Below are 22,959 nucleotides of genomic sequence, written 5' to 3'. Positions count from 1 at the left end.
CCTTAGCCGGGAAACACCCGGTTCGCCGCGGATCAGGGACGGTCGATGCTGGCCGGCCACTTCGCCGGCTCGTCGACCCGGGAAACGAGCGGGATGTCCCGGATGTCGCCGTGCTTGAGCACCCACAACAGGAAACGCTCGACACCCATGCCGAACCCGGCGGTGCGCAACGGCTTTTCGTACTTCATCTGCACGTACCAGGAATACTCGTTTTCCGGCACGTCGTGCATGGCCAGCGCTTTCCGCACCTGTTCGCCGCTCGCGTGCCGTTCCCCGGAACCGACGACCTCGCCGATGCCGAACAGCAGATCGGCGTTGCGCGCGCTGCGGTGCCGGTCGTCTTCGAAGGCCTGGTAGAACGGCACCACGAGGTGGTCGAAATGCGTCACCCAGGTGAATTCGCCGACCCGCCGCATCAGTTCCCGCTCACCGGACCGGGTGAGGTTCCGCCCGGCGTCGCCGGTGACGACGTACTCCGGGTCGTTGCCCAGCACGCGGACCGCTTCGTCGAACGTGACGCGCGCGAACCGGTCGTGGCCCACCATGCGTTCGAGGTGCGAGACGTCGCCGCGGCCGGCCGCCAGCCGGCCCCCGTGCCGGTCGAGGATCGCCGCCGCCAGCGCCTTGACGTACCCCTCGACGTAGTCGACGAGGTCCTCCAGGCCACCGGGGATTTCCGCTTCGCTGTGGGTGAACTGGCCCAGGTGCGTCGGATCGGGGACCTCCCGGCGGAACGACGGCATGATCGTGTACCCGCCGCGCGCGGTCAGCTGGCAGCCGTACTCGAGCAGGAACTGCATGGAGTCCGGCAGGTAGGTGTCGACGCCGTTGACCGTCACCGGGACGGGGTTCGTGTCGCTGCCGAGCCCGGACGGGCAGGTGATCGTCCGGGTGGTCAGCGGCAGGTACAGCGCCTTGAGCCCGCGGGAACCCGCGTACTCGACGGTGGCGGTGAGGATCGTGTCGTGCAGGTCGGTGACGAGCCGGTACCACGGTGAGCGCACGGCTTCGAGGAACGCGCCGTAGGTGTTGCCGTAGGTGCCCGGAGGCGTCAGGGCGGTGTCCGTGATCGACAGAGACAAGGCAGGCACTCCTGTCGTGTGGTTCCTCATACCGGCTGCTGGCTGCGCGGGCGGATGTTCTGGTTCGCGCGGAAGACGTTGCCCGGGTCGTAGCGGGCCTTGACCTCGGCCAGCTTCGCGTAGCGGACGTCGCCGTAGACTTCGCGCACTTTGCCGTCGGGCTCGTCCTGGACGTAGTTGACGTAGGCGCCGCCGCGGCCGGGTTCGGCGACGCGGGCGAGCGATTCCCTTGCCCAGCCGATGTTTTCGGCGTCGTGGGCGGGATCGAGCCAGTGCGCCGACACCGTGCAGATGTACGGCGCGTCCCGGCCGGGGAAGGCGGACTCGGCGTCGGGGACGTCGAGGACGGCCCCGCGCAGGTGTTCGAAGTCGATGGCGGACAGCGGCGACCGGATGTCCGCGCACGCGGCGGCCAGGCCGGCGGCCGGCAGGTCGTCCAGGTAGCAGGACTTCGTGTAGTACCGGTGGCCGTGCGGTTCGCTGTGGTCGCCGAGGGCCTGCAACTGCGCGTAGGAGAGCACGCGCTCGCGGGACGCGGCCGGGCGCAGGGGTTCGAACAGGCCTGCGTTCGCGGCCGGGCCGTCGGCCGGGTCCCCGAGCCACACCGACGTGAGCGCGAGGACGGGGGTGCGCCGCAGGCCGGCCGGGAGCCGGTCGTCGTCGCCGGCGATCTTCAGGCACCCGACGGCGTGCTGCTCCGGCCCCTGCGCTTCGGCGAACCGCGCGTACTGGCCGAGCGCCGTCACGACGTCGTCCAGCGGGTAGAGGCCGACCCGGTGGTGAACCGGTCCCACCGGCCGCAGCCGCAGCGTGAAGCGCGTGACGACGCCGAAGTTGCCGCCCCCGCCGCGCAACGCCCACAGCAGGTCCGGGTGCTGCGCGGTCTCGACCACGCGGCCGTCGGCCAGGACCACCTCGGCCGCAAGGATGTGGTCGCAGGTGAGGCCCCACTTGCGGGCGAGCCAGCCGTAGCCGCCGCCGAGGGCCAGCCCGGCGAGCCCGGTGTGCGAGACGACCCCGGCGGGGCACGCCAGTCCGTGGGGCGTGGTGGCGGCGTCGACGTCACGCAGCAGCGCTCCCCCCTGCGCGTGCGCCACGCGGTCCCCGGGTTCGACGACGACCTGCCGCATGAGCGAGAGGTCGATCAGCACGGCGCCGTCCGCGACCGCGGTGCCGGCGACGTTGTGGCCGCCGCCGCGGACGGTCACCGGCAGGCCGGCCGCCGCCGCGAAACGCAGCGCCGCGCCCACGTCCGCCGTGCGGGTGCACCGGACGATCACCGCGGGTTCGCGCAGGTGCATCGCGTTCCAGATGCGGCGCACGGCGTCGTAGGAAGGATCTTCGGGCGTCAGGACCGGGCCGGCGCAGTCCGCGCGCAGGCCGGCCACCCCGGGGGTGCGTCCCGCCACGGCCGTCACCCGACCGGCCGGGTTCCGGCGACGCGGCCGTTGACGCGGTGGCCGGCTTCGTGGATCCCGGTCATGATCCCGATGACCCGCTCGGTGAGGTGCCGCCGGTGGTCTTCCGGGGCCGGGTACCAGCCGGGGCAGTTGTTGAACTCGATGATCCGGTGGCCGTCGGGGGTCGGCAGGAAGTCCAGCCCCGCCATGGTGACCCCCATGACGCGGGCCGCGCGCGTGCTGACCTCGACCAGCTCCGGCGGCGGCGTGACCATGTGCACGGTGGCGCCCTGCTTGGCGTTGCTCTTCCAGCCCGTCGCGCGGGGCACCCGCCGCATGTTCAGCGGGGCCTCGTCGCCGACGACCGTCACCCGCAGATCGCCGTCGGGGTGGGGGTAGTACGGCTGGCAGACCAGCCGTTCGTACTTCGCCAGCAGGCCCTCGACCAGGGCGCGGTCCTCGCCGAGGTCCCGCACGCGCTCGACGTCCGCGCCGCCGAGGCCGAACGACGGCTTGACCACGACCTCGCCCCAGTCGGCCAGCGCGGCGGCGACTTCGGCGAAGGTGCGGCAGCAGCGGGTCGGGGCGATGGGCAGCCCGGCGGCGCCGAGCCGCTGCAGCGCGAGAAGCTTGCTCTCGGCGTTGAGGTAGACGTCGGCGGGGTCGAGGACGGTGACACCCGGGACCTGGCACAGCAGCCCGTAGCGCTCGTGGTCGGACTGCGCCTGCCCGTACCGGATCTGCGCCCGCGAGATGATCAGGTCGAACGCCGTCGCCGGTTCGCCGTCGATCGTCGTCTCGACCGCGCTGGCGGCCAGGCGGCAGGACACGTCGTCGAGGAAGAACACGCTCGTGTCGTGCCCGAGGTCCCGCCCGGTGCGGGCGAGCTCGGGAGAATCGGGATCCTCCTGATCCCACGCCACGATTCCGATGCGCATCGACTGCCCCCTTGACCAGGTAGCGCACGTCTGGCAATTACTTGCCAAGATTGTGACCTCAGTTTGTCACGATGGCGGACTGGTTGGCAAGCGAACCGGGCGACGCTCGGCGACGGCGCTGATCGCGACGATGACCACGGTGATCGCGCCGCCGCAGCCGATCGCCACGGCGGGCGAAAGCGTGCGCAACGCGAGCGCCGACGCGGCGGCGACCACGCTGTAGCCGATGCCGGTGGCCGCGTACATGATCGAGTAGCCGGCGGCGTGCGCGGCCGCGGGCAGCCGTTCCCGCAGCGACAGGTTCCGCGTCACCAGCACCGCGGCCTGGAACAGCCCGCCGAGCGCGAGCGTCGCGCCGATGCCCGCGACACCGGGCAGGACCGCCACCGCGCTGAGCGCGGCCGTCGTGACCACCAGGCAGACCAGGCTCTGGCGGGACGCGCTGCCGGGCCACCGCCGCCGGCCGTAGACCACCCCGCCGGCCACGCTGCTCACCCAGAACACCACCAGCAACGGCCCGACCGTGGCGACGCTCAGGCCGCGGGACTCGATCAGCGCGGGCAGGACGAGCTCGATCGTGGACACCATGGCCATCGACGCGGCGGCGGTGAGGTAGACCGGCCACGGCGCGGCGAGCGTCTTCGCCGTCACGCGCGCCGCCGGGCCGCCGCCGTCGTCCGGGGCGCCCTCCGGCAGCCGGACGACGACCAGCACGAGCGCGAGCAGGTTCAGCGTCCCGGCGACCGCCATCGGCGCACCCGGCCCGGCGCCGACGGCCAGGAATGCCACCACCGCCGGCGCGCCCGCCCAGATCAGGCCGTTGAGCATCACCTCGGCGCTGAGCACCTTCGCGACGTCGTCCTCCGGCACCAGCCGGGTCAGCAGGGCCCGCAGCCCGCCGGGCGACGCGGCGGGCGCGAAACCCGCGACGAAGGTGAGAACCACGACGACCGGCGTCGGCAGGGACGGGCCGAAAGCCAGCCCCCAGTAACAGCCCGCGGCGACGCCGAAGGCGAGCAGCAGGTGCACCTTCGTCCGCTCGGCTCGCAGCCACAACCCGAGCACGGGCGCGCCGATCACCTCGGCCAGCACCCAGACCGCGGCCAGCGTGGCCCCGAAGGCGTAACCGCCGGGCAGGCCGCGGGCCAGGAACACCAGCGCCAGCGGGGCCATCGCGATCGGCAGCCGGGCCGCCACCGCGGTGGCAGCCCAGCCGAGCACCGGCCCGGTCGCGATGCTCCGGTACCCGGTCGTGCTCACCCCGCGGCGCTCAGTGCGGGAAGAGCTCGGCAACGGCCTGCTCCATCCGCTCGGCTTCGGCGAGGTCCCGCCCGACCAGGCACGCTTCTCCCCCGGTGCCGTCGGCGTGGGTGCCGTAGACCGGGACGATCACCCCGGTGCGCGTCGCGGGGTCGTAGGCGAGCCCGGCCGCGGCGAGTTCGCGCCGGGCGACGTCGAAGGCGGGGAACGCGCATTCGCGTTGCTCGACCAGGCAGCGGTCGGTCAGGTAGTCGCGGCCGACGACCCGCTCCCCGATCGCGAACAGGTGCGTCGAGCCGCCGTACCGGCCGTTGAACTCGTTGAACAGCACCCGGCCGTCCGGGGTCAGGATGGCGTCGACGTTGACCAGGCCGCGGTACCCCATCGCCCGCATCGTCGCGGCCAGTGCCTCCAGGTGCACCAGGAACGCGCCGAACGCCTCGGTGCCGGAGTCGGGCGGCGGCACCGGGATGATCACGCCGTCGCAGACGGGGTTCATCCGGATCCGGCCGTACCCGAAGATCCGCACGGACTCCTCGGTGATGGCCGCCTCGCCCCAGATCGGCACCGAGCCGGCCGCGTACTCCTCGAACACCGCGCGCCGGCGCTGCCCGCCGGTGTACCACGGCCAGCGCCGCGTCAGGTGCTCGGCGAGGGCGGCGCGATCGGCGACGACTTCGTGGTGGGCCGCGCCGATCGCCTCGACGCCCGCCGCGCTCAGCACCTCGTTGCCCAGGCCGCCGCTGCTCACGTCCTGCTTGGCGATCGCGGCCCGGCCGGTGCGCAGCAGGTCCCCCACGAACTCCACCGCTTCGGCGGGCGTCTCGGTGACGATGCCGTCCGGGATCGGCAGGCTCGTGCCGGCCGCGATCGCGCGGAAGGTGACCTTGCTGTTGAGCAGTTCGTTGCCGCCCTGGTCCATGAACCCGAACCCGGGCGTGCCCTTGTCGATGCCGAGCTGCCGGATCAGCCGGTTGACGTACCCGTCGAGGTAGAACGGCTCGGCCCGGTCGATGCCCCGGTCGCGGACGATCCCGCGCAGCCGTTCGACGAAGGCTTCGTCCTCGAACCGGTCGCGGGTCAGCACGTCGCCGCCGCGGCCCGGCGGGGGCACGACGATCTCCAGCGATCCGGGGCCGAGCTCGGCGAGCGCCGTGGCGTAGGCGAGGAAGTCCGGGTCGGGCTCGACCGCGAGCACGAGGACGTCCCCGGGTTCCGCGCCCCAGATCATGCGCTGTCCCTGGCTGCCGGCGTGCCGCAGCGCGTCCGCCGGGATGTTCGCCAGTTCCGCTTCGTTGCCCCAGTTGCCGATCACCAGCCTGGCCATGGCCGACCCCCTGTTTGCCGTGCCGCCGAACCCGTCGCGCTGCTCGACCCTGCCACAGGTTGCCAGCATTGGCAATTGGCGGGCCACCGCGCACTGAACGAAACTTGCCATCGGGTTGCCAACGAGGCAATCTGGATCCCGCACCCTCGAGCCGCACCGGAGGAAAGCCGTGTCGAAACTCCTCGTCGGCAACTGGTCCCACGAAGCCGAGCTGGCCCACCTGCCCGACCCCGAACGCACGCACATCGGGAGCCAGGGGCAGCGGATGCTGTGGAGCGCCCGGCCCGGCGACGTCGTCCTGCTGCCCGGCGCGCCCGACGCCCGGTTCCTGTCCTACGTCACCGGCCTGCTCGGCTTCCCGGCCGACGCGCTGCACGTGGTGGTCCCGCCCCCGGGGCACCTCGGCCCCGTACTGACGCGGGACCGCTTGACCGGCGCCGAATTCCTGGCCGGGCTGACCGAAATCGTCCGCGACCGCGGTGTCGACCGCGTCGAGGCGTTCTACTTCGACGGCTACGTCAACCGGCTGGTCCGGCAGCTCGGGCTGGAGAAGGGCACGCCCGGGTTCGGGTTCCTGGAGCAGGGCGGGCACGAGCTGCTCAACAGCAAGGTGGCCTTCCGCGCGGTGGCGGCCGGGATCGGGCTGCCGGTCCCGGCCGGTGTGGTGACCGACCGCCCCGCGGACGCCGTGGCGTGCCTCGCGGACCTCTTCGCCGCGGGACGGCCGGCGATCGTGAAGAAGGACGTCCACGTCGCCGGGATGGGCAACGAGGTCCTCACCCCGGTCGACGGCGTCGAAGCCGTCGGCACCCGGCACCGCACGGTGCTCACCGGTCACGACGCGCTCGTGGCGCACGTGCGGGAGCGCTGGCCCTGGTACACCGACGGGGACCGCCGCCGGGTCGTGGTCGAGGAGTACGTCCCGGAATCGGCGTCACTGTGGGGCGAAGCCGAGATCACCGACGACGGCGCCGAGGTCTACGGCCACGGCGAGGTCCGGATGAAGCCGGTGATCGACGGCGTGGTCATCCCGGCGACGCACCGCGGCCCGGACGACCCCTTCCTGACTGCCCTCGGGACGCTCGCCGGCGTCATGGGCGCGATGGGGTACCGCGGCCTGGTCAACATCGACGCGATGCTGACCCCGGACGGCCGCCTGCTCTTCAACGAGTTCAACGCCCGCTTCGGCGGCTCCACGCACCTGTTCCGGATCGGGCAGCGGGTGGTGGGCGGCCGCTACCTCGAGGACCGCTGCCTGGTCGAACGCCGCACCTGCGCCGTTCCCGCCTTCGACGAAGCACTGGCCGAACTCACCCGGCGGGGGCTCGCCTACGACCCGGCCACCCGGACCGGCGTGGTGATCCCGGTGTACGGCACCGATCCCGGCGGGACCGGCGGCGAGGCGTGCCTCGTCGCCGAGGACGCCGGCGCCGCCCGCGCGCTGGAACAGGAGCTGACGGCCGCGTTCCCGGGCTGACCCGGGTCCGTCCCGACGACCGAACCGGAGGTTCGCCGTGTACTGCACCGCCATCGCCGACCTGGCCGCCCTCGGCCGGCGGCTGCCCGACTACCTGCGGGTGACGTGCACGGACCGGACCGTGCTCGTCGACGTCCCGGAAGCCGAGTTCCGGATCCGGATCACCCGCGCCGGGGCGGACCGGATCGCGAAGTTCTCCGCCATCTTCCGCGAGGACGCCCCGGCGGGCGGCACCTGGTGGGCCGAGTGGACGGCCACCCTGCCCACCGGTGCCCTCGCCGCCGAAGTGAGCGAAGCGCTGGCCGCGCACATCACCCGGCAGCGCCGGCGCTTCACGCGGTTGCTGCTGGAGGCCACGCCGGTCAGCGGACCGGGCCGGTGACGCCCTCGACGTGGTGCCGGTGCCACAGCGCGAAGCAGATCAGCACCCACAGCCGGCGCCAGTCGAAGTCCGCGCCACGCCGGTAGTCGCGCAGCATGGTCAGGGCCGCGTCCCGGCGGACGTAGGCGCCGATCTGCGCTTCGCCGAGCACGGTTTCCGCGAAGTCGTACAGCTCGTCGCGGAGCCAGAACCGGATCGGCACCGGGAACCCGAGCTTGGCCCGGCCGGCGACGGCGGGCGGGACGAGCTCCGCGACAGCTTCCCGCAACGCGAGCTTCGTCGTGTCCGGACCGATCTTTTCGGCCGGGGTCAACGGGGCCGCCGCGGCCAGGACGCGCCGGTCGAGGAAGGGCACCCGCAGTTCGAGGCCGTGGGCCATCGTCATCCGGTCGGCCTTGGTGAGGATGTCCCCCGGCAGCCAGAGCCCGAGGTCCACCGACTGGCGGACCGCCACCGGGTCCAGGCCCGCCGCGACCGCCCGCCGGCGCAGCGGCCCGGCCACGTCCTCGGCCGATCCCCCGGTCAGCGGCGTGATCGACGCCAGGTCCGCGGGCGCGTAAACCTGGTCCGCGCCCAGGTAACCCGGTCCGGTTCCGCGGTAGACGTGGTAGCCGCCGAACAGCTCGTCCGCGCCTTCGCCGGAGAGCACGACCTTCACCTGCTTGCGGGCTTCCCGGGCCAGGAACCACAACGCGACCGCGGCGGCGTCGGCGAACGGCTCGTCGAACCGGGCCAGGATGCCCGGCAGGTGCGCGGCGAACTCGTCCGCGCCGATGACGTACGGGTTCGCCTTCAGCCCGAGCGCGTCCGCGGTGGCGAGCGCGTGCTCGATCTCGCTGTAGCCGTCGCGGCCGAACCCCACCGTGAACGTCTGCAGGTCGCCGCGGTGGGCCGCGGCGAGCGCGCACACGGCCGCCGAGTCGACGCCACCGGACAGGAACGAACCCAGCGGGACGTCGCTGCGCAGGTGCGCGGCCACCGAGTCCGCCAGTGCGTCGCGGATGCGCCGCACCCGGTCCGGCTCGGCGCGGGTTTCCGGGCGCAGCACGGGTTCGGCGTACCGCCGCACCCGGAGGCCGCCGTCCGCGCCGAAGGCCAGGTGGTGGCCCGGCGGCAGCACGCGGATCGACGGCGACAGCGTGCCGGGGCCGGGCACGAACTGCAGCGTCAGGTACCGGCGGACGGCGGCGGTGTCGACCGGGCCGTGCGCGCCCGGCCGGGTGAACGCCTTCTTCTCCGACGCGAACCGCAGCAGCCCGCCGTCCGGCTGGTACAGGAACGGCTTGATGCCGAACGGATCCCGGGCGGCGAACAGCGTGCGGTCGCGGGTGTCCCAGACGGCGAAGGCGAACATCCCGCGCAGCCGGTCCAGGCACGCCGGCCCGTGCGCGGCGAACAGCTCCAGCAGCACTTCGGTGTCACAGGCGGACTTGAGCGTCACCCCGGCGTCCGCCAGTTCCCGGGCGAGCGCGGGCGCGTTGTAGATCTCGCCGTTGAAGACGATCCGGTAGCGGCCGGACGCCGAGGTCATCGGCTGGTGCCCGGCCGGCGAGGGGTCGACGATCGCCAGCCGGCGGAAGCCGAGCACCACGCCCTCGCCGGTGTAACGGCCTTCGTCGTCCGGGCCGCGGTGGGCGAGCAGCCGGGTCGCCTCCCGCACCCACGTCTCCTCGGCCGCCGCCAGCGGTGCCGGACCGGCCACCCCGCTGAAACCGCACATGTCCCCTCCCGTTTCGTCAGGTCGCGGAGCCGACCAGGCCGGCGCGCACGGCCGGCAGCAGCTCCCCGACGCCGTAGCGCAGCACGTCCGTGGCGGGCAGGCCGGTTTCGCCGGTCAGGCGCCGCAACGCGGCCCGGGCCTCGTCGTCGCCGAGCCCGGCGGTCACCACCGACAGCCCGACCACCTTCGGCGCGCCTTCCGGATCGGCCCACCGGGCCGCTTCTTCGTTGATTTCGATCGCCCGCCGCAGCGACGGCAGCGCGACCTGGGGCAGCAGCCCGAGCGCGGTGCGCCGCAGGTCGTGGCACAGCACCATGGCGTCGGGCCGGGTGCCGTGCAGCAGCCCGAGCGTCACGGCCGAGTAGCGGGGGTGGTTCAGCGCGCCCTGGCCTTCCACCAGCACGACGTCGTGCGCCTCGGTGGCGCGGAAGACGGCGTCCTCGACGGTGCTGTTGAGGAAGTCGGCCAGCAGGCCGTCGACGGCCACCCCGCCGCCGGAGATCATCATCCCGACCTGGCCGGTAGCGAGGAAGGCGGCGTCGGTCCCGCCGTCGCGCAGCGCCCGCTCCAGCTCGAGCATCGTCGTCATCTTCCCGCTGGAGCAGTCGGTGCCCACGGCCAGCACCGTGCGGCTGCCGGGCCGGTGCGCCCGCAGGTGCACGACCGGCCGTCCGTCGGCGTCGAACGGCGTGAAGTACTTGTCCTCCGGGGCCTTGCGCAGGTCGTGGACCACCGCGCCGGTGCGCCGCGCCACGGCCGCCAGGTCCGGGTCCGCGGAGATCAGGAAGTGCATCCCGTTGACGACGTGCACCCCGGCTTCGAGCGCGAGCCGGACCTGCTCCCGCCAGTACGGCGCCAGCGCCGCGCCCACCGGCTCGTCGGCGAGCAGCACGGCGTCGGGCCGGTGGGCGGCCAGCGCGGCGGGCACGTCCGGCACGACCGGGATGCCCAGCTCCCCGGGGAAACCGGCGACGGTGGCCGCGTCCCGGCCCGCGGTGGCCCGGTCGATCACCGCCACGATGCGCCCGGGCCGGTACCGCAGCAACGCCGTCAGGGTCTTCGACGGCTCGGGCAGGATTTCGTCGTCGGCGAGCACGGCGATGCGGCTCAGGTCGTCCATTTTCGGCTCCTCACACAGCTTCCGCGCGCACCGGCTGGTGCACGCCCGGACCGCCGCGGCCGGCGACCCGGCGCACGGCGAGACCCACGACCGCGAAGCCGGCGCCGATCCCGGCCCAGCCCCAGAACCCGTGGGAGAGGGCGACGGTGGTGCACAGGATCGGCCCCGCGAGCACCCCGATGCCCGACGTCATTTCGAACACGCCCTGGTACTGGCCGTGGGCCCGCGGGTCGGCCAGGTCGTAGCTCAGCGTCCAGCTGCTCGCCGACGTCCACATCTCGCCGAGGGTCAGCGCGACCGCGCCGGCGACCAGGAGCGCCACCGTCCACCCGCCCCCGGTGCCCCCGGCCAGCCCGAACACCGCGCAGCTCGCGGCCAGGGCGAACCCGCCGGCCCGCATCACGCGGGTGGCGCCGCGGACCGTGGCCGCCCCGGCCGACGCCCGCACCTGCAGCGCGATCACCATGGCGGTGTTGACGAACAGCAGCGCCGAGACCAGCGGTCTCGGCGCGTCGGTGTGCGCGGTGACCCACAGCGGGAGGCCCACGGTGAGCACGCTGTCGCGGACCTCCATCAGCCCGCACAGCAGGCCGACCGCCACGTACCGGCGGTCCCGCAGGGCGAGCCGCCCGGTCCGCGCCCGGCTCCGGACGGGCACCCGCGGGCCGGGCACCGCCCGCACGAGCAGGGCGGCGACCGCGATCACGACGGCGTTGCCGAGCATCACCACCAGGTACGCCGGCCGGGTGTCGAGGTACAGCGGGACGGCCGCGGCCACCGTGCCCAGCGAGATCCCGATGTTCTGCACGGACCGCTGGTAGGCGCGGAACTTCGCGCGCGCGTCGACGAGGTCGGCGATCAGCGCGCTTTCGCCGATCTGCCGCCCGGTGCGCAGGGACGCCACGAGCAGGTGCACGACGGCGAAGCCGGCGAGGTCGGCCACCAGCGCGTAGGCGGCCACGGCGCCGGCCAGGGCCAGCCCGAGCCGGACCGCGACCGGGCGGGCGCCGTACCGGTCCGCCAGCGGGCCGACCACCACGGCCAGCGCCATCGACGTCAGGGCGGCCGCGCTCTGCACGGTCCCGACGGCGCTCGGGGCCAGCCCGACGACCCGGACGAAGAACACGGCGTTGCACGCCATCGCGGCGCCCTGGCCGGCCGACTGGGCGAGGGTCGCGCCGAGCAGGTACCCGCCGCCGGAGCCGGCGAGTTCGCGCCGGAGCGCGGCCAACCGGGCGCGCGGCGCCGGCTCGTCGGTCACGCGGGCGTCCCCCGCACGCCTTCGGCCGCCTGGATGCTCCGGGTCGCGGCGTCGATCGCGAAGGCGGTGAGCTGCGCGGCCGCCCGGGCGACGTGCGCGGCCCCGGACGGCCCGTGGTGGCCGCCGTCCCCGAGTTCGGTGCGGAGCAGGATCACGTTGCCGTGCGTGTCGGCCTGCCGCAGCGCCGCGGTCCAGCGGGCGGGTTCGTGCACCAGCACCCGCGGGTCGTTGGCGTAGGCGGTCACCAGCAGCGGCGGCCGCGGGCGGTCGGAGACGTTCTCGTAGGCGACGTACTCCCGCATGCTCCGGTGGATCGCCGGATCCCGCGGGTCGCCCCACTCCTCCCACTCGTTGATCGTCAGCGGCAGCTTCTCGTCCAGCATCGCGTTGAGCAGGTCGACGGCCGGGGCCTCGGCGATGATCCCCGCCCACCTGCCCGGCTCGTCGGTGTAGGCCTGCCCGACCGCGACCCCGCCGGCGCAACTGCCGCTGGCGACCACCCCGGCCGGGTGCGCCCAGCCGGTCGCCACCAGGTGGTCGCGGACGGCGACCAGGTCGTGGAACGACGCCGGCGTGGCGGCCATGCTCCCGTCGAACCAGCCGCACCGGCCCAGCTCGCCGCCGCCGCGCACGTGCGCGATGGCGTACACGAACCCGCGGTCCAGCAGGCTGAGCACATCCTGGGAGAACGACGGCTCCCACGGCCGTTCGTAGGCCCCGTAACAGGAAACGACGGCGGGGTTGGCGCCGTCGGGCCGCACGTCGGCCCGGTGCGCGAGGGTCACCGGCACGACCGCGCCGCCGGAGGCCCCGGCGAAGACCTTCGTGGTGCGGAACCGCGCGGGATCGAGCCCGGGCACCGCCACCGGCGGCAGCAGCTCGTGCGCGCCGGTGCGCAGGGACAGGCGGCGGTGCCGCGGTGGCGCGGAAAGCGTGTGCTCGGCGAGTTCGATCTCGTCGGCGTCGTAGGCGGTCCGCTGGTCCATCTGCACCCGCAGGGCGTCACGCCGGCCCTCGAACAGCAAGCAGCCGCCGGGGCTGTCCGGGGTGACGTCGAGGGTGCCGCCGTCCGGGCCCAGCAGGGTGAACACGGTCGTCCCGCGCCGGTACCCGCTGAGCAGCAGCCCGGCGGCGAAGACGTCGAGCCGCTGCCAGGCCGTGTCCGGCTGCCGCGGCAGGATTTCCTGCCACCGCTGGGAATCCAGCCCGGCGAGCGGCAGCGCGACGAGCCGCCGTTCCTCCCGTCCCTCGGCGACCAGCGCGACCAGCCGGTCCTGGCCCGCGGTGCGCTGGTGGTCGGCGAAGTACACCTGCCCGTGGCGGCGCGGCATGACCGGGCGCGGCGCGGCGGTCAGATCTCCGGTGGGCAGCAGGAGTTCTTCGGTGGTGGTGCGGCTCTGGTTGGTGACGACCAGCCAGTCGCGGGTGCGGGTGGCGCGGACGGTCGTCGTGAAGTGCTCGTCCCGCTCGTCCCACAGCACCGCGTCCGGGGCGCCGGGATCGGCGGTGACGTCGTGCGCGAGCACCCGGTACGGGCGCATCGCGGCGTCGTGGACGACGTAGCAGAACTTCGCCGAAGCCGCGTCCCACACACCGGTGTAGTACGTCTCCGGCCGCGTGCGCGGCAGATCCGCGCCGGTGGTCAGGTCGCGGAAGCGGAGTTCGTAGGACTCGTAGCCGACGTGGTCGACCGAGTACGCCAGCAGGCGGCCGTCCGGGCTGGGCTCGAAGACCCCGATCCGGGTGAAGTCGTGGCCGCGGGCCAGGTCTCCGAGGTCCAGCACCACTTCCGGCTCGCCGGTCCCGCGCACGTCCCGGCGCAGGTACCGGGTGTAGCGCCCGCCCTCGTCGGGTGGCCGGGTGGTGTACTCGTGGTCCCCGATCCGCCACGAGAAGGACCGGCCGGCCGCCGTGCGCTGTCCCGCTTCGGCCACCAGGTCCCCGACGAGCGGGTCGAGTCCCGCCGCGTAGCTGTCGAAGTACTCGCGTTCGGCCTCCAGGTACGCGCGCAGGCGGGGGTCCGCGTGGTCGCGCATCCAGCCGAAGGCGTCGACGACGGTCTCGCCGTGCAGCGTCCGTTCGGTCGGCTGCACCGGGGCGGCCGGCGGGGTGCGCGGGGGCGTGCCGGAACCGGTGGTGCTCACAGTGCCTCCCTCGGGGCGGGGCTCGCCGTGGTGGTCAGGCCGAACCGGCGCCACCACGAGGTTTCCCCGCGGGCGCCGGGCCGGCTGAACGAGATGTGGACGTGGTCGGTGTGCGGGTGCGGCCCGGTGTACGGGCGCCAGCCCCGGTCCGCCGCGTACGCACCCCAGATCCGGGAATCCCAGATCAGGTACATGACGCCGAACCGGCGGGCCGCCGCGAACGGGTTGCCGTGCCGGTCGGCCGCCAGCAGCCACGACAGCAGCGCGTCGGCGAGTTCGCCCTGGGTGTCGCGGCAGACCCGCCAGTCCCAGGCCCGGCCTTCCTTGTGCTCGCTGCGGCCGGCGAGGTGCGGGGCCCGGACGATGCCGAGGCTGCCGGTGCCCGGAACCGCCGCGAGGACGAGGTCGCGGAAGGCGAGCACGCCCGGCTGGGGTACCGGCGAAGAGCCGGTCTGCGGGTCGTAGGCGGCGGGCTCGTCGATCCCGGGCCCGAACTCGCGCAGCGCCGCGGCCAGTCCTTCGGCGGTGCCGGCTCCCCGGCCCGGCCCGGGCCACGTGGTGGCGGTGACAGTGCTGGTGGCGCTGATGGCGCTGATGGCTACCTCCCCTGGCGGCGGGACCGGGCCGCGGCGCCCGGCGAGGCACCCGTTCCCCCCTCGGTTTCGCTTGCCGGACACGGAACTCGCCGCAGCCTCGCCGTCTCCTGCGGGCCGGAGCGGACGCGATCGGTCCGCCGGCCGGGCACAGCCGGGGGTCGGCGGTGATCACCCGGCGCCCCCCTCAGTGCCGGAACCCTGCCCCGCCAGGATGGCAATAGTTGGCAATCTTTGTCAAATGGTGACTTCTGCCCCGCAGGTGTCGCGCAAACCGCCTTCACACGACTCGGCACCCACACGGCGGTGTCCCCGTTCGGCCGCCCGTCGCCCCAGATCTGCTCCGTCCGCCCTGCGACTTCGCGAACGTGCAGCGTCCGGGCTTTGTCGAAGTTCGACCGGATCGACGCGCAGTTGATGAATCGTTTTTGGCCGAACGCCGCCACGAGGCGTACGAGGTCTTGACCCGGACGCACACCGTTACGCCGGGATCCGCATCGAAACCGGACCGTTACCGAAACCGGGGGTCCGGGATGAAACGTCGGAGCCGGGCATACCGACTAGTACAGCGGGTGACCATCCCGCTACGCGAAACGGAGCAGCCGGCTGGGCTACCCGCACGAGAGCTGGTTCGCCGGGATGCGGCCCGGGGGTCAGACCACATTGTGGGGACGGGGAGAAGATGCGCCGGACATTCGTCGTCGCCGACATCGTTCGTCCTGCCGGGTACGACGACCGGCTCAAACGGGTGCTCACCGACCTGCACGACGGCCTGGGGCCGACGCTCACCGCCGCGGTGCTCGGCATGCGCGCCGCCCGCGACCTGATCGCCCGCGACCGCGCGGGCGCCGAGCGCCTGCTGGCCCGGCTCGAAGACGAGCTCCACGGCGCGATCACCGACCTGCGGCGCATCGTGGCCGACGCCCGCCCGCCCGCGCTCGACGACGCCGGCCTCGTCCTGGCCGTGCGCCGGTACGCCACCACGCTCACCGACCGGGTGCCCGCCGAACACGGCCCGCTACGGGTCGAGGTCGAGGTGCGCGGCGAACTGCCGACGCTGTCGGCGGAAGTCGAGGTCACCGCGTACCGGATCATCCGCGAGGCGCTGGTGAACGTGGCCCGCCATTCCGGGGCGCGGCAGTGCACGGTGCACCTCTGGCCGCTGGACGGCGACCTGCACGTGGAGATCGTCGACGACGGCGTGGGCACGGACGGGGAAGCGCTGCCCGCGGTCGGCGGGACCGGGCTGCGGTCGATGCGGGAACGCGCCGGCGACCTCGGCGGCGGCTGCCGGGTCGAGCCGGTTTCCTCCGGTGGCACGCGGATCGCCGCGTGGCTCCCGATCGCCGCCGGGGAGTGAGCGATGTTCGGCACCCTGCGCGTGCTGGTGGTGGACGACCACCCGGTGTTCCGGGCCGCGCTCTGCGCGATGCTCGACGCCACCGACGGGATGGCGGTGGCCGGCGAGGCCGCCGACGGCCTGACCGCGGTCGCCGACGCGGGCCGCCTGGAACCCGACGTCGTGCTGATGGACCTGAACCTCCCCGATCTCGACGGCGTCGAGGCGACGCGGCGGATCGTGAGCGCGAGCCCGCACACCGGCGTGCTCATGCTGACGATGTTCGAGAACGAGGCCGCGGTGTTCGCCGCGATGCGCGCCGGCGCCCGCGGCTACCTGCTCAAGGGGGCGCGCAACGAGCAGATCATCCGCGCGGTCCGGGTGATCGGCGACGGCGAGGCCATCTTCAGCCCGGCGATCGCCACCCGGGTGCTGTCCCTGCTGGGCACGGCGATCCCGCGCGACGAGTCGTTCCCGCGGCTCACGTTGCGGGAGAAGGAGATCCTGCGGCTCGTCGCCAAGGGCATGGGCAACGCGTCGATCGCCGAAGAGCTGGTGCTGAGCCAGAAGACCGTGCGCAACCACGTGTCCCACATCTTCCGCAAGCTCCGGGTCACCGACCGCACCCAGGCCATCGCGAAGGCCCGGGAAGCGGGCATTGCCCGATCGGACTAAGGAAAGCGGGACAGGTCGGGACTCCCTGTCCCTGTTCGGCGGGCGCCCGCGGCCCGATCCTTGGGGTGGGGGAACCGACGTCGTTCGAGGGAGGGCTTCGCCGATGATCACCGACCAGGTCCCGGTGCTGCTGCACGCCACCGACACCATCACCCACGCGGGAGTCACCGCCGCGCTGCGGTCACGTCCCGAAATCCGCCTGGCCGAGGGCGATCCCGGTGAGCCGGCCGTCGTGCTGGTCATCGTGGAGCGGCTCAACGACGAGGCCCGGCAGCTGCTGCGCAGCCTCCAGTGCGCCAACCACGCGGGCATCGTCCTGGTCGCCGGGGAGGTGGAGGACTCGGAGCTGCTCGACGTCGTGGGGACCGGCGTGTCGGCGATCATCCGCCGCGCCGACGCCACCCCGGACACGCTGGTGCGGCTCGTCAAGGCCGCCGCCGTCGGCGAAGGGGCGCTGCCGCCCGACCTGCTCGGCCGCCTGCTGTCCCGGGTGTCCCGGCTGCAGCGGGACGTGCTGCACCCGAACGGCTGGGACCTCGCCGGGATGTCCCAGCGGGAAACCCGGGTGCTGAAGCTGGTCGCCGACGGGTTCGAGACCAAGGAGATCGCCGACCAGCTGAGCTATTCCGAGCGGACGGTGAAGTCGATCCTGCACGACATCACCAACCGCTTCCAGCTCCGCAACCGCGCCCACGCGGTGGCGTTCGCCATGCGCGAAGGGCTGATCTAGCACGGTTCACTCGATCCGGCCGGAGAAGGACACCGACGGCGTGCAGTGCCCCCGGTCCCCCGGGTTCTGGCAGCTGACCGCGAGCACGATCTTCTCCCCCGGCTGGAACCGCCAGGCCTGCAGCCAGTGGTGGTCGAGGTCGCGGAAGTTCGCCAGGCCGACCTCCAGCAGGACGTTCTTGGTGCCGTTGGCATCCCGCAGCAGGCGCAGGGTTCCGGTGTCACCACGGGGGTTCTGCAGCACGAGGTCGGTGATCACCAGAGTCTTGGCCGGATCGGGCAGGGTGTAGGGGAATTCGGCGAACCGGTTGACGTTCGAGTCGATGTTCGCGTCGGCGGCCACCCGGAAGTCCGTCGGTGTCCCGTCGGCGGTGGTGTTCGCCGTGCGGGACGGCGGGGCCCCGGGACCGGAGCCGGGCGCGGGGTTGTCGCCCGGCGGCGTCAGGCCGACGGCCTTCATCGCCTGTTCGGAGTTCTGCTTGGCCTGGTCGGCGTTCTTCTTCGCCTGGTCCGCCCCGGCCCCGGCGTCCTGCGCGGCCTTCACGATCTCCTGGTTCTGTTCCGCGGCCGCCTCCCGGGCGGCCGACTTCACCGCCGGCCGCAGCACGGTGAACCACAGCGTCACCAGGGCCAGCAGGAGGACGAGCAGCGCGGCGAGGGCGGGCAGCAGCCACTTGGGCAGCAGTTGCCGCTGCACCATGGTGCCTTCGGTCTTGAGGGGCTCGGCCCCTTCGGCGGTGACGAAGACCTGGAAGCGGTGCCGGACGGGCTGCCCGCGCAGGAAGCGCTTCCTTGGCCGGGTCCGCATCCGGATGAACGCGGCCGTCCCCGGCTTGAGCTCGGCCCGGTCGCGTTCGAGCCGGAAGTCCAGCTCGTCCTCGGGGTCGAGCGGGCTGAGCTCGACCGCCACCGGCCGGTTGCCCCGGTTGTCCACGGCGACTTCGAAGTCGGCCTTGGACGCGCCTTCCACCTTGGCCGGCACGATCTCGGCGGTCACCTCGGTGAAGGCGCCGAGCTCGACGGTGCCCTCCTCGACGACCGAGCCGGCGGGGTCCTCGCTCGAGAACACCCGCACCCCGAACGGAATCGTCCCGGCGGGCACGTCGGACGAGCGCGGCGGCGCGAACCGGACGGTGACCGTCCCGGTCTCCCCCGGCATCAGGTTGATCGTCGCGGGTTCCGCGGTGGCCCAGCCGCTCGCGTCCCCCACCACGTCGACGGTGAACTGGTCGACGACCTGCCCGGCGTTCCGGACGGTCACCGAGCAGCTCGTCTCCTGGCCCGGTTCCGCGACCAGGCCGGCCTCGGACAGCGTCGCCGTTGCTCCCATGCCCGGAAGTCTCCGCGCCCGGCCCGGGTTGCGGCACCAGCGGACGGGTGTGCGGCCGTGCGCCTGTGGTTGCCCGTACGGGCAGCGGTTTCAGCCGCGGGTGATGAACGGGGGTTGTTCCGTGCGCAGCACCACCAGGATCGGGTTCGACTGCGCCGTCCCGAACTTCGGCCCGCTCACCGACGTCACCGACAGCGTGCGCGGCCCGATCAGGTCGTGGTGGAACACCAGGAACTGCGCCCGGAACGTCCCGTCCACGCCCACCGTCACCAGACCCGGCGTCGCCGAAATGCCCTCCGACCAGGTCAGCCGGACCGTCGCCCCCGGCGGGAAGCCGGTGCCCGCCACGCCCGGCACGAAGCCGAGCGCGCCGATCGCCGGATCCACCGTGACCACCGGCTGGCGCACCACCACCCGCGCGCTCGCGGTGTTGTCGCGCGCGTCGGTGTCCGGGCCGCTCGTGCCGACCGTGCCGGACACGGGCGCGTCGACGGCCGCCTTGGCCGCCAGCGAAATCCGGACCTCGACGGTCTGGCCGGGCGTGAGCGTCCCGAGCGCGCAGCTGCCGCCGCCCGGCGTGCACCCCGTCGGCACCGACGTCACCGGCAGCTGCGCCGGCAGCGCCGTGACCAGGCGGACATCCGGCATCGGCGCCCCGGATCCGTTGTGCACCAGGAAGGTCAGGCCGACGTCGTCGCCCCCGGTGAACAGCGGCACGGCCGACACCGCCAGCCCGACCGACAAGGACCCCGGCGTGACCGGCGGCACCGGCTTCTCGGCGACCTTGACGACCGCCGTGGCGGTGTTGTCGCGCGCGTCGGCGTCCTGGCCGGCCGTGGTGACCGTGCCCGTCGCGGCCTGCGTCCCGGCGACCACGCCGGCGGCGCTGAACCGCACCCGCGCGGTTTCGCCCGGCGCCAGGGTGCCGAGCACGCAGGCGAGGTCCGCGGTGCAGGTGCCCTTGGTGGTGATCGGGGCCTGCGGCTGCAGACCCGCCGTCAGCCGGACGAACAGCCCGACCCCGGGCGAGGCGGCGATCCCGTGGTTGGTGACGACGAACTCGAACGTCGTCAGCCCGCCGAACGGGATCGCGGCCGGCACGGCGGTGGCGGTCACCGCGACGTCCGCGATCCGCTGGAACGCCGGTTCCGCGGCGCCGCCGGGCCCGCGGATCAGCGGCGCGGGCGGACCGCCGGCGGCCGGCACGACCAGGATGCCCGGCTGGGACTCCCCGGGGGTGCTGTCGAAGGCGACCAGTGCGCCGTCCGGCGACCAGGCCGGGTCGTCGACGGACCCGGCGTCTCCCACCAGCACCCGCGCCGGCCCGCCGTCCGCGGGCGCGACGCAGATCTGCCGCCGGTCGTTCTGGAACGCCAGCGCGGTGCCGTCCGGGGAGACGTCGGCCGAGCCCTGCCGTCCGGTGCCGCACGGCGGCCCGAACGACGGCGAGAGGTTCCGCTGGGTCCCCGCGGTGACGCTGTCCGTGCCGAAGGTCAGCGAGGCCTGCCACAGTTCCTGGCGGAACTCCCCGCCGGGGTCGACCGCCATCACGGCCGTTTCGGTGGCGGTGCCGTTCCGCCCGGTCGCCGTGCACGTCACGGTGGTGGCGCCGACCGGGAACAGGCTGCCGGACGACGGCGTGCAGAACGGCGTGATCGGGGTTTCGCGGTCGGCGTCGACCGCGGTCGCGGAGTACTCGATCACCGTCGGCGCGGTGCCGGTCACCGTCTTGTCGTGCACGGTGATCAGCGGCAGCCGCGGGTCCTTCACCCGCACGGTGATGTTCTCGGTGTAGCCGGGCCGCGCGGTGGGTTCGCCGTCCAGGCGGAAGTCCACCTCGCAGTGCAGGAGCGAACCGATCGGCGCGGTGGGCGAAACGGTGGCGGTTTCGACGAAGTTCGCCTTGGTGCCGCCGGGGACCTGCTGCGTCCCCTCGGGGCTGAAGGTCATCGTCAGGCCGGTGTCGCAGTACGGCACCGGCTGCACCTTCACCTTGAGGTCGGTAATGCCGCGGATGATCGCCTCGCTGACCTGGCCGGCGTCGCTGCTCGCGGTCAGCACGCCGTCGGTGGCCTTCGTGACCGCGGTGGCCTGGCCGCGCCCGTCGAGCGACCCGTCCGTCTCCGCGTCGAAACTCTCGCCCGAGCCGCTGCTCGTGATGGCGGGCACCGCGACCACGCGGATCTTCGCGGCCTTCAGCGCGTCGACGACGGCCGCGGTGGTCGGGAACGTGCCGCGCTCGTCGTCCGCCGGCGACTCGTGGCTGGCGGCGTCGCCGACCAGCACGACGATCCGGTTGCCCGTGTCGCGGAAGGTGACCGCGCCGGTGGCCAGCTTCCGCAGGGCGAGGTACCAGTCTTCGGCGGTGTCGTCGCCGCCGGTCGCGGTGATCCGGCCGAAGGCGTCGGTGAGCAGCTGGCGCTGGCCGGCGTTCTCGACCGGGGTGAGCGGCTGCTGCACGAAGAACGACCGCGGCGGGTTCGGCGCCGGACCCTCGCTCGGGTGGTCGTCGACGAGGTCACCGTACGCGGCGACGCCGAAGTGCGCCGACGGCTGCACCTTCAGCACCTCGTCGATGACGTGGCCGAGGTTCGTCTTGACGTCGCCGATGACGCCGCCCATCGAGCCCGTCTGGTCCACCAGCAGCACGATGTCCGGGTCCGGCGGCACCCGGTCGGTCTCCACCGTCTTGGGGACCGAGCCGGAGGAGCCCTGCCCGACCGGCATGTCCACCACCGCGGGGTCCACTCTGGACGGTCCGGGCGGTGCCGTCCGGGCGGCCGCCCGGGTCAGCGTGATCTTCGTGCCGTCCGCGGACCACACCGGCTGCGAGTCACGGGCCCGCAGGTACGGCGGAATCGGGATTTCGCCGAGGACGCGGCCGTCCGCGACGCGCGCGATCCGCACGGTGTCGACGCGGCTTTCGTTGCGGATCGCCGACCGGGTGAAGGCGATCATGCTCGCGTCCGGCGACCACGCGGGGTGCTGCTCGCCCTTGGGCCCGTCCGCCGGGCCGGTCAGCGGGCGGGGCGCGCTGCCGTCGGCGTTCGCCACGACGATCTCGTTGTCCGGAGACTCGCCGACGCCGGTCTCGGTGTAAGCCAGCTGCGAGCCGTCGGCGGAGAACGCGGGGTCGGACTCGTCGGCGTCCGGGCGGTTCGTGAGGTCGCGGCGGTCGCCGCCGGCCGCGTCGGCCGACCAGATGTCGGTGGTGTCACCCGAGCGCAGCTCGGTGAACACGGGCCGGCCACTGGTACGGAACGTCGGCTCCGATTCGCCGGTGCCGGGCTGCGCCGAGATGACCGAGACCTTGCCGCCGGCGATTTCCTTCACGTCGCCGAGCGGATCCTGCGCGCGGGTGGTGAACGCCAGCCGCGCGCCGTCCGCGGACCAGGCCGGCTCGGCCGAGTCGCCGGGATCGGGCACCGCGCGGGTGACCGCGCCGCCGGTCTCGGCCATCAGGACGACGTCGCCGGCCGGGTGGAACCGCGTGGTGGTGAAGGCGATCCGGCCCGGGCCCCAGGCCGGCTGGGTGTCGGCGGCGGGGTCGGCGGTCAGCCGCACCGGCGCGCCGCCGGCGACCGGGACGGTGTAGATGTCCCCGGCCGGGTCGTCGCGGGTGCTGCTGAACGCGAGGCGGGTGCCGTCGGGTGACCAGCTCGGCGAGTCGTCGGCGGCCGGCCCGGACGTCACCTGGTGCAGACCGCGGCCGTCCACGCCGATGACGAACAGGTCCCGGCTGCCGGTGCGGTCGGAGGCGAAGGCGACCGTCCGGCCGTCCGGCGACAGCGCCGGGTGGACGTCGACGGCGTCGTCGTTCGTCAGCCGCACCGCGGCCCGGGCGCCGTCGGCCAGGTACCAGAGTTCGCCGTCGCGTTCGGCCCCGCCGGGGGCCGCGGCACGGTGGCTCACCCAGACGAGGCCGCCGGTGCCCGCGGACGCGTCGGAGTCGACGCTGCCGACCGCGGCCGGCAGCGCGGGCGCGACGCCTTCCGCGTCCGCCTGGTACAGGCCGGTCGTGGCGGCGCTGACGTACCCGACGCGGTAGGGCGCCGGCCCCGGTGCGGGTGCCTGCGCCGCGGTCGGTGCCTGCGCCCCGGTGAGCGCCCAGCCGCCGAGCAGCGCGACGACCGCGACACCCGCCACCGCTCGGTTCGCGCGCATGGTCGGTTCCTCCCCGAA

The 22,959-nt window shown here is 73.8% G+C and carries 17 protein-coding genes; 5 read left to right on the top strand and 12 right to left on the bottom strand.

All coding sequences use genetic code 11. The features are described from left to right. Positions 1 to 32 precede the first annotated feature (32 nt). The 5 genes from ABZW17_RS22025 to ABZW17_RS22005 all read right to left on the bottom strand — a co-directional run bounded on the left by ABZW17_RS22025 (position 33) and on the right by ABZW17_RS22005 (position 6,007). On the bottom strand, positions 33 to 1,091 hold the full coding sequence (locus ABZW17_RS22025; RefSeq protein ID WP_354816999.1) for an amino acid--tRNA ligase-related protein: 1,059 nt from the start codon (positions 1,089 to 1,091) through the stop codon (positions 33 to 35). 17 nt (positions 1,092 to 1,108) lie between these two features. After that, entirely contained in the window at positions 1,109 to 2,491 is a 1,383-nt protein-coding gene (locus ABZW17_RS22020) for an FAD-binding oxidoreductase (protein ID WP_354816996.1), read from the bottom strand. Positions 2,492 to 2,496: 5 nt separating this feature from the next. Continuing rightward, positions 2,497 to 3,420, bottom strand: coding sequence for a hypothetical protein (locus ABZW17_RS22015; protein WP_354816993.1), 924 nt, complete (start codon positions 3,418 to 3,420; stop codon positions 2,497 to 2,499). Positions 3,421 to 3,486: 66 nt separating this feature from the next. Further along, on the bottom strand, positions 3,487 to 4,680 hold the full coding sequence (locus ABZW17_RS22010; RefSeq protein ID WP_354816990.1) for an MFS transporter: 1,194 nt from the start codon (positions 4,678 to 4,680) through the stop codon (positions 3,487 to 3,489). 10 nt (positions 4,681 to 4,690) lie between these two features. Continuing rightward, entirely contained in the window at positions 4,691 to 6,007 is a 1,317-nt protein-coding gene (locus ABZW17_RS22005; protein WP_354816987.1) for a peptide ligase PGM1-related protein, read from the bottom strand. Between the two features lie 169 nt (positions 6,008 to 6,176). On the opposite strand from ABZW17_RS22005, the gene ABZW17_RS22000 reads away from it, so the two are divergent. Together ABZW17_RS22000 and ABZW17_RS21995 are read left to right on the top strand one after the other, a co-directional pair. Continuing rightward, on the top strand, positions 6,177 to 7,484 hold the full coding sequence (locus ABZW17_RS22000) for a peptide ligase PGM1-related protein (protein WP_354816984.1): 1,308 nt from the start codon (positions 6,177 to 6,179) through the stop codon (positions 7,482 to 7,484). A gap of 37 nt (positions 7,485 to 7,521) precedes the next feature. Continuing rightward, complete coding sequence (locus ABZW17_RS21995; protein ID WP_354816981.1) at positions 7,522 to 7,866, top strand: hypothetical protein; 345 nt, start codon at positions 7,522 to 7,524, stop codon at positions 7,864 to 7,866. On the opposite strand, the gene asnB is transcribed toward ABZW17_RS21995, so the two are convergent. Genes asnB through ABZW17_RS21970 form a run of 5 tightly spaced genes read right to left on the bottom strand, consistent with a single transcriptional unit; the run spans position 7,847 to position 14,788 of the window. Then, on the bottom strand, positions 7,847 to 9,586 hold the full coding sequence (gene asnB, locus ABZW17_RS21990) for an asparagine synthase (glutamine-hydrolyzing) (RefSeq protein ID WP_354816978.1): 1,740 nt from the start codon (positions 9,584 to 9,586) through the stop codon (positions 7,847 to 7,849). The genes ABZW17_RS21995 and asnB overlap by 20 nt on opposite strands. A gap of 16 nt (positions 9,587 to 9,602) precedes the next feature. After that, a complete protein-coding gene (locus ABZW17_RS21985) occupies positions 9,603 to 10,706 on the bottom strand; it encodes a DUF1611 domain-containing protein (protein WP_354816975.1) in 1,104 nt (367 codons plus the stop codon). 10 nt (positions 10,707 to 10,716) lie between these two features. Next, positions 10,717 to 11,967, bottom strand: coding sequence for an MFS transporter (locus ABZW17_RS21980; protein WP_354816972.1), 1,251 nt, complete (start codon positions 11,965 to 11,967; stop codon positions 10,717 to 10,719). Continuing rightward, entirely contained in the window at positions 11,964 to 14,111 is a 2,148-nt protein-coding gene (locus ABZW17_RS21975; protein ID WP_354816969.1) for a prolyl oligopeptidase family serine peptidase, read from the bottom strand. The genes ABZW17_RS21980 and ABZW17_RS21975 overlap by 4 nt, the downstream gene beginning before the upstream one ends. Continuing rightward, positions 14,108 to 14,788 (bottom strand): hypothetical protein, encoded by a 681-nt coding sequence (locus tag ABZW17_RS21970; protein ID WP_354816966.1) that lies wholly within the window; start codon positions 14,786 to 14,788, stop codon positions 14,108 to 14,110. The genes ABZW17_RS21975 and ABZW17_RS21970 overlap by 4 nt, the downstream gene beginning before the upstream one ends. A 598-nt stretch (positions 14,789 to 15,386) precedes the next feature. Between ABZW17_RS21970 and ABZW17_RS21965 the strand changes: the two genes are divergently transcribed. The 3 genes from ABZW17_RS21965 to ABZW17_RS21955 all read left to right on the top strand — a co-directional run bounded on the left by ABZW17_RS21965 (position 15,387) and on the right by ABZW17_RS21955 (position 17,448). Next, on the top strand, positions 15,387 to 16,064 hold the full coding sequence (locus ABZW17_RS21965) for a sensor histidine kinase (protein ID WP_354816963.1): 678 nt from the start codon (positions 15,387 to 15,389) through the stop codon (positions 16,062 to 16,064). Between the two features lie 3 nt (positions 16,065 to 16,067). Continuing rightward, positions 16,068 to 16,718, top strand: coding sequence for a response regulator transcription factor (locus ABZW17_RS21960; protein WP_354816960.1), 651 nt, complete (start codon positions 16,068 to 16,070; stop codon positions 16,716 to 16,718). 103 nt (positions 16,719 to 16,821) lie between these two features. Further along, positions 16,822 to 17,448 (top strand): response regulator transcription factor, encoded by a 627-nt coding sequence (locus tag ABZW17_RS21955; RefSeq protein WP_354816957.1) that lies wholly within the window; start codon positions 16,822 to 16,824, stop codon positions 17,446 to 17,448. Positions 17,449 to 17,454: 6 nt separating this feature from the next. Here ABZW17_RS21955 and ABZW17_RS21950 read toward each other — a convergent pair whose 3' ends face one another. Together ABZW17_RS21950 and ABZW17_RS21945 are read right to left on the bottom strand one after the other, a co-directional pair. Further along, positions 17,455 to 18,777, bottom strand: coding sequence for a hypothetical protein (locus tag ABZW17_RS21950; RefSeq protein ID WP_354816954.1), 1,323 nt, complete (start codon positions 18,775 to 18,777; stop codon positions 17,455 to 17,457). Positions 18,778 to 18,867: 90 nt separating this feature from the next. Beyond that, entirely contained in the window at positions 18,868 to 22,941 is a 4,074-nt protein-coding gene (locus tag ABZW17_RS21945; RefSeq protein ID WP_354816951.1) for a translocation protein TolB, read from the bottom strand. Between the last annotated feature and the right edge of the window lie 18 nt (positions 22,942 to 22,959).

This window comes from Amycolatopsis sp. NPDC004625 (genome assembly GCF_040609695.1).
In the GTDB taxonomy this organism is placed as follows: domain Bacteria; phylum Actinomycetota; class Actinomycetes; order Mycobacteriales; family Pseudonocardiaceae; genus Amycolatopsis.
Note: the sequence above shows the minus strand (reverse complement) of the source record. Positions and strands in the feature narration are given on the sequence as shown.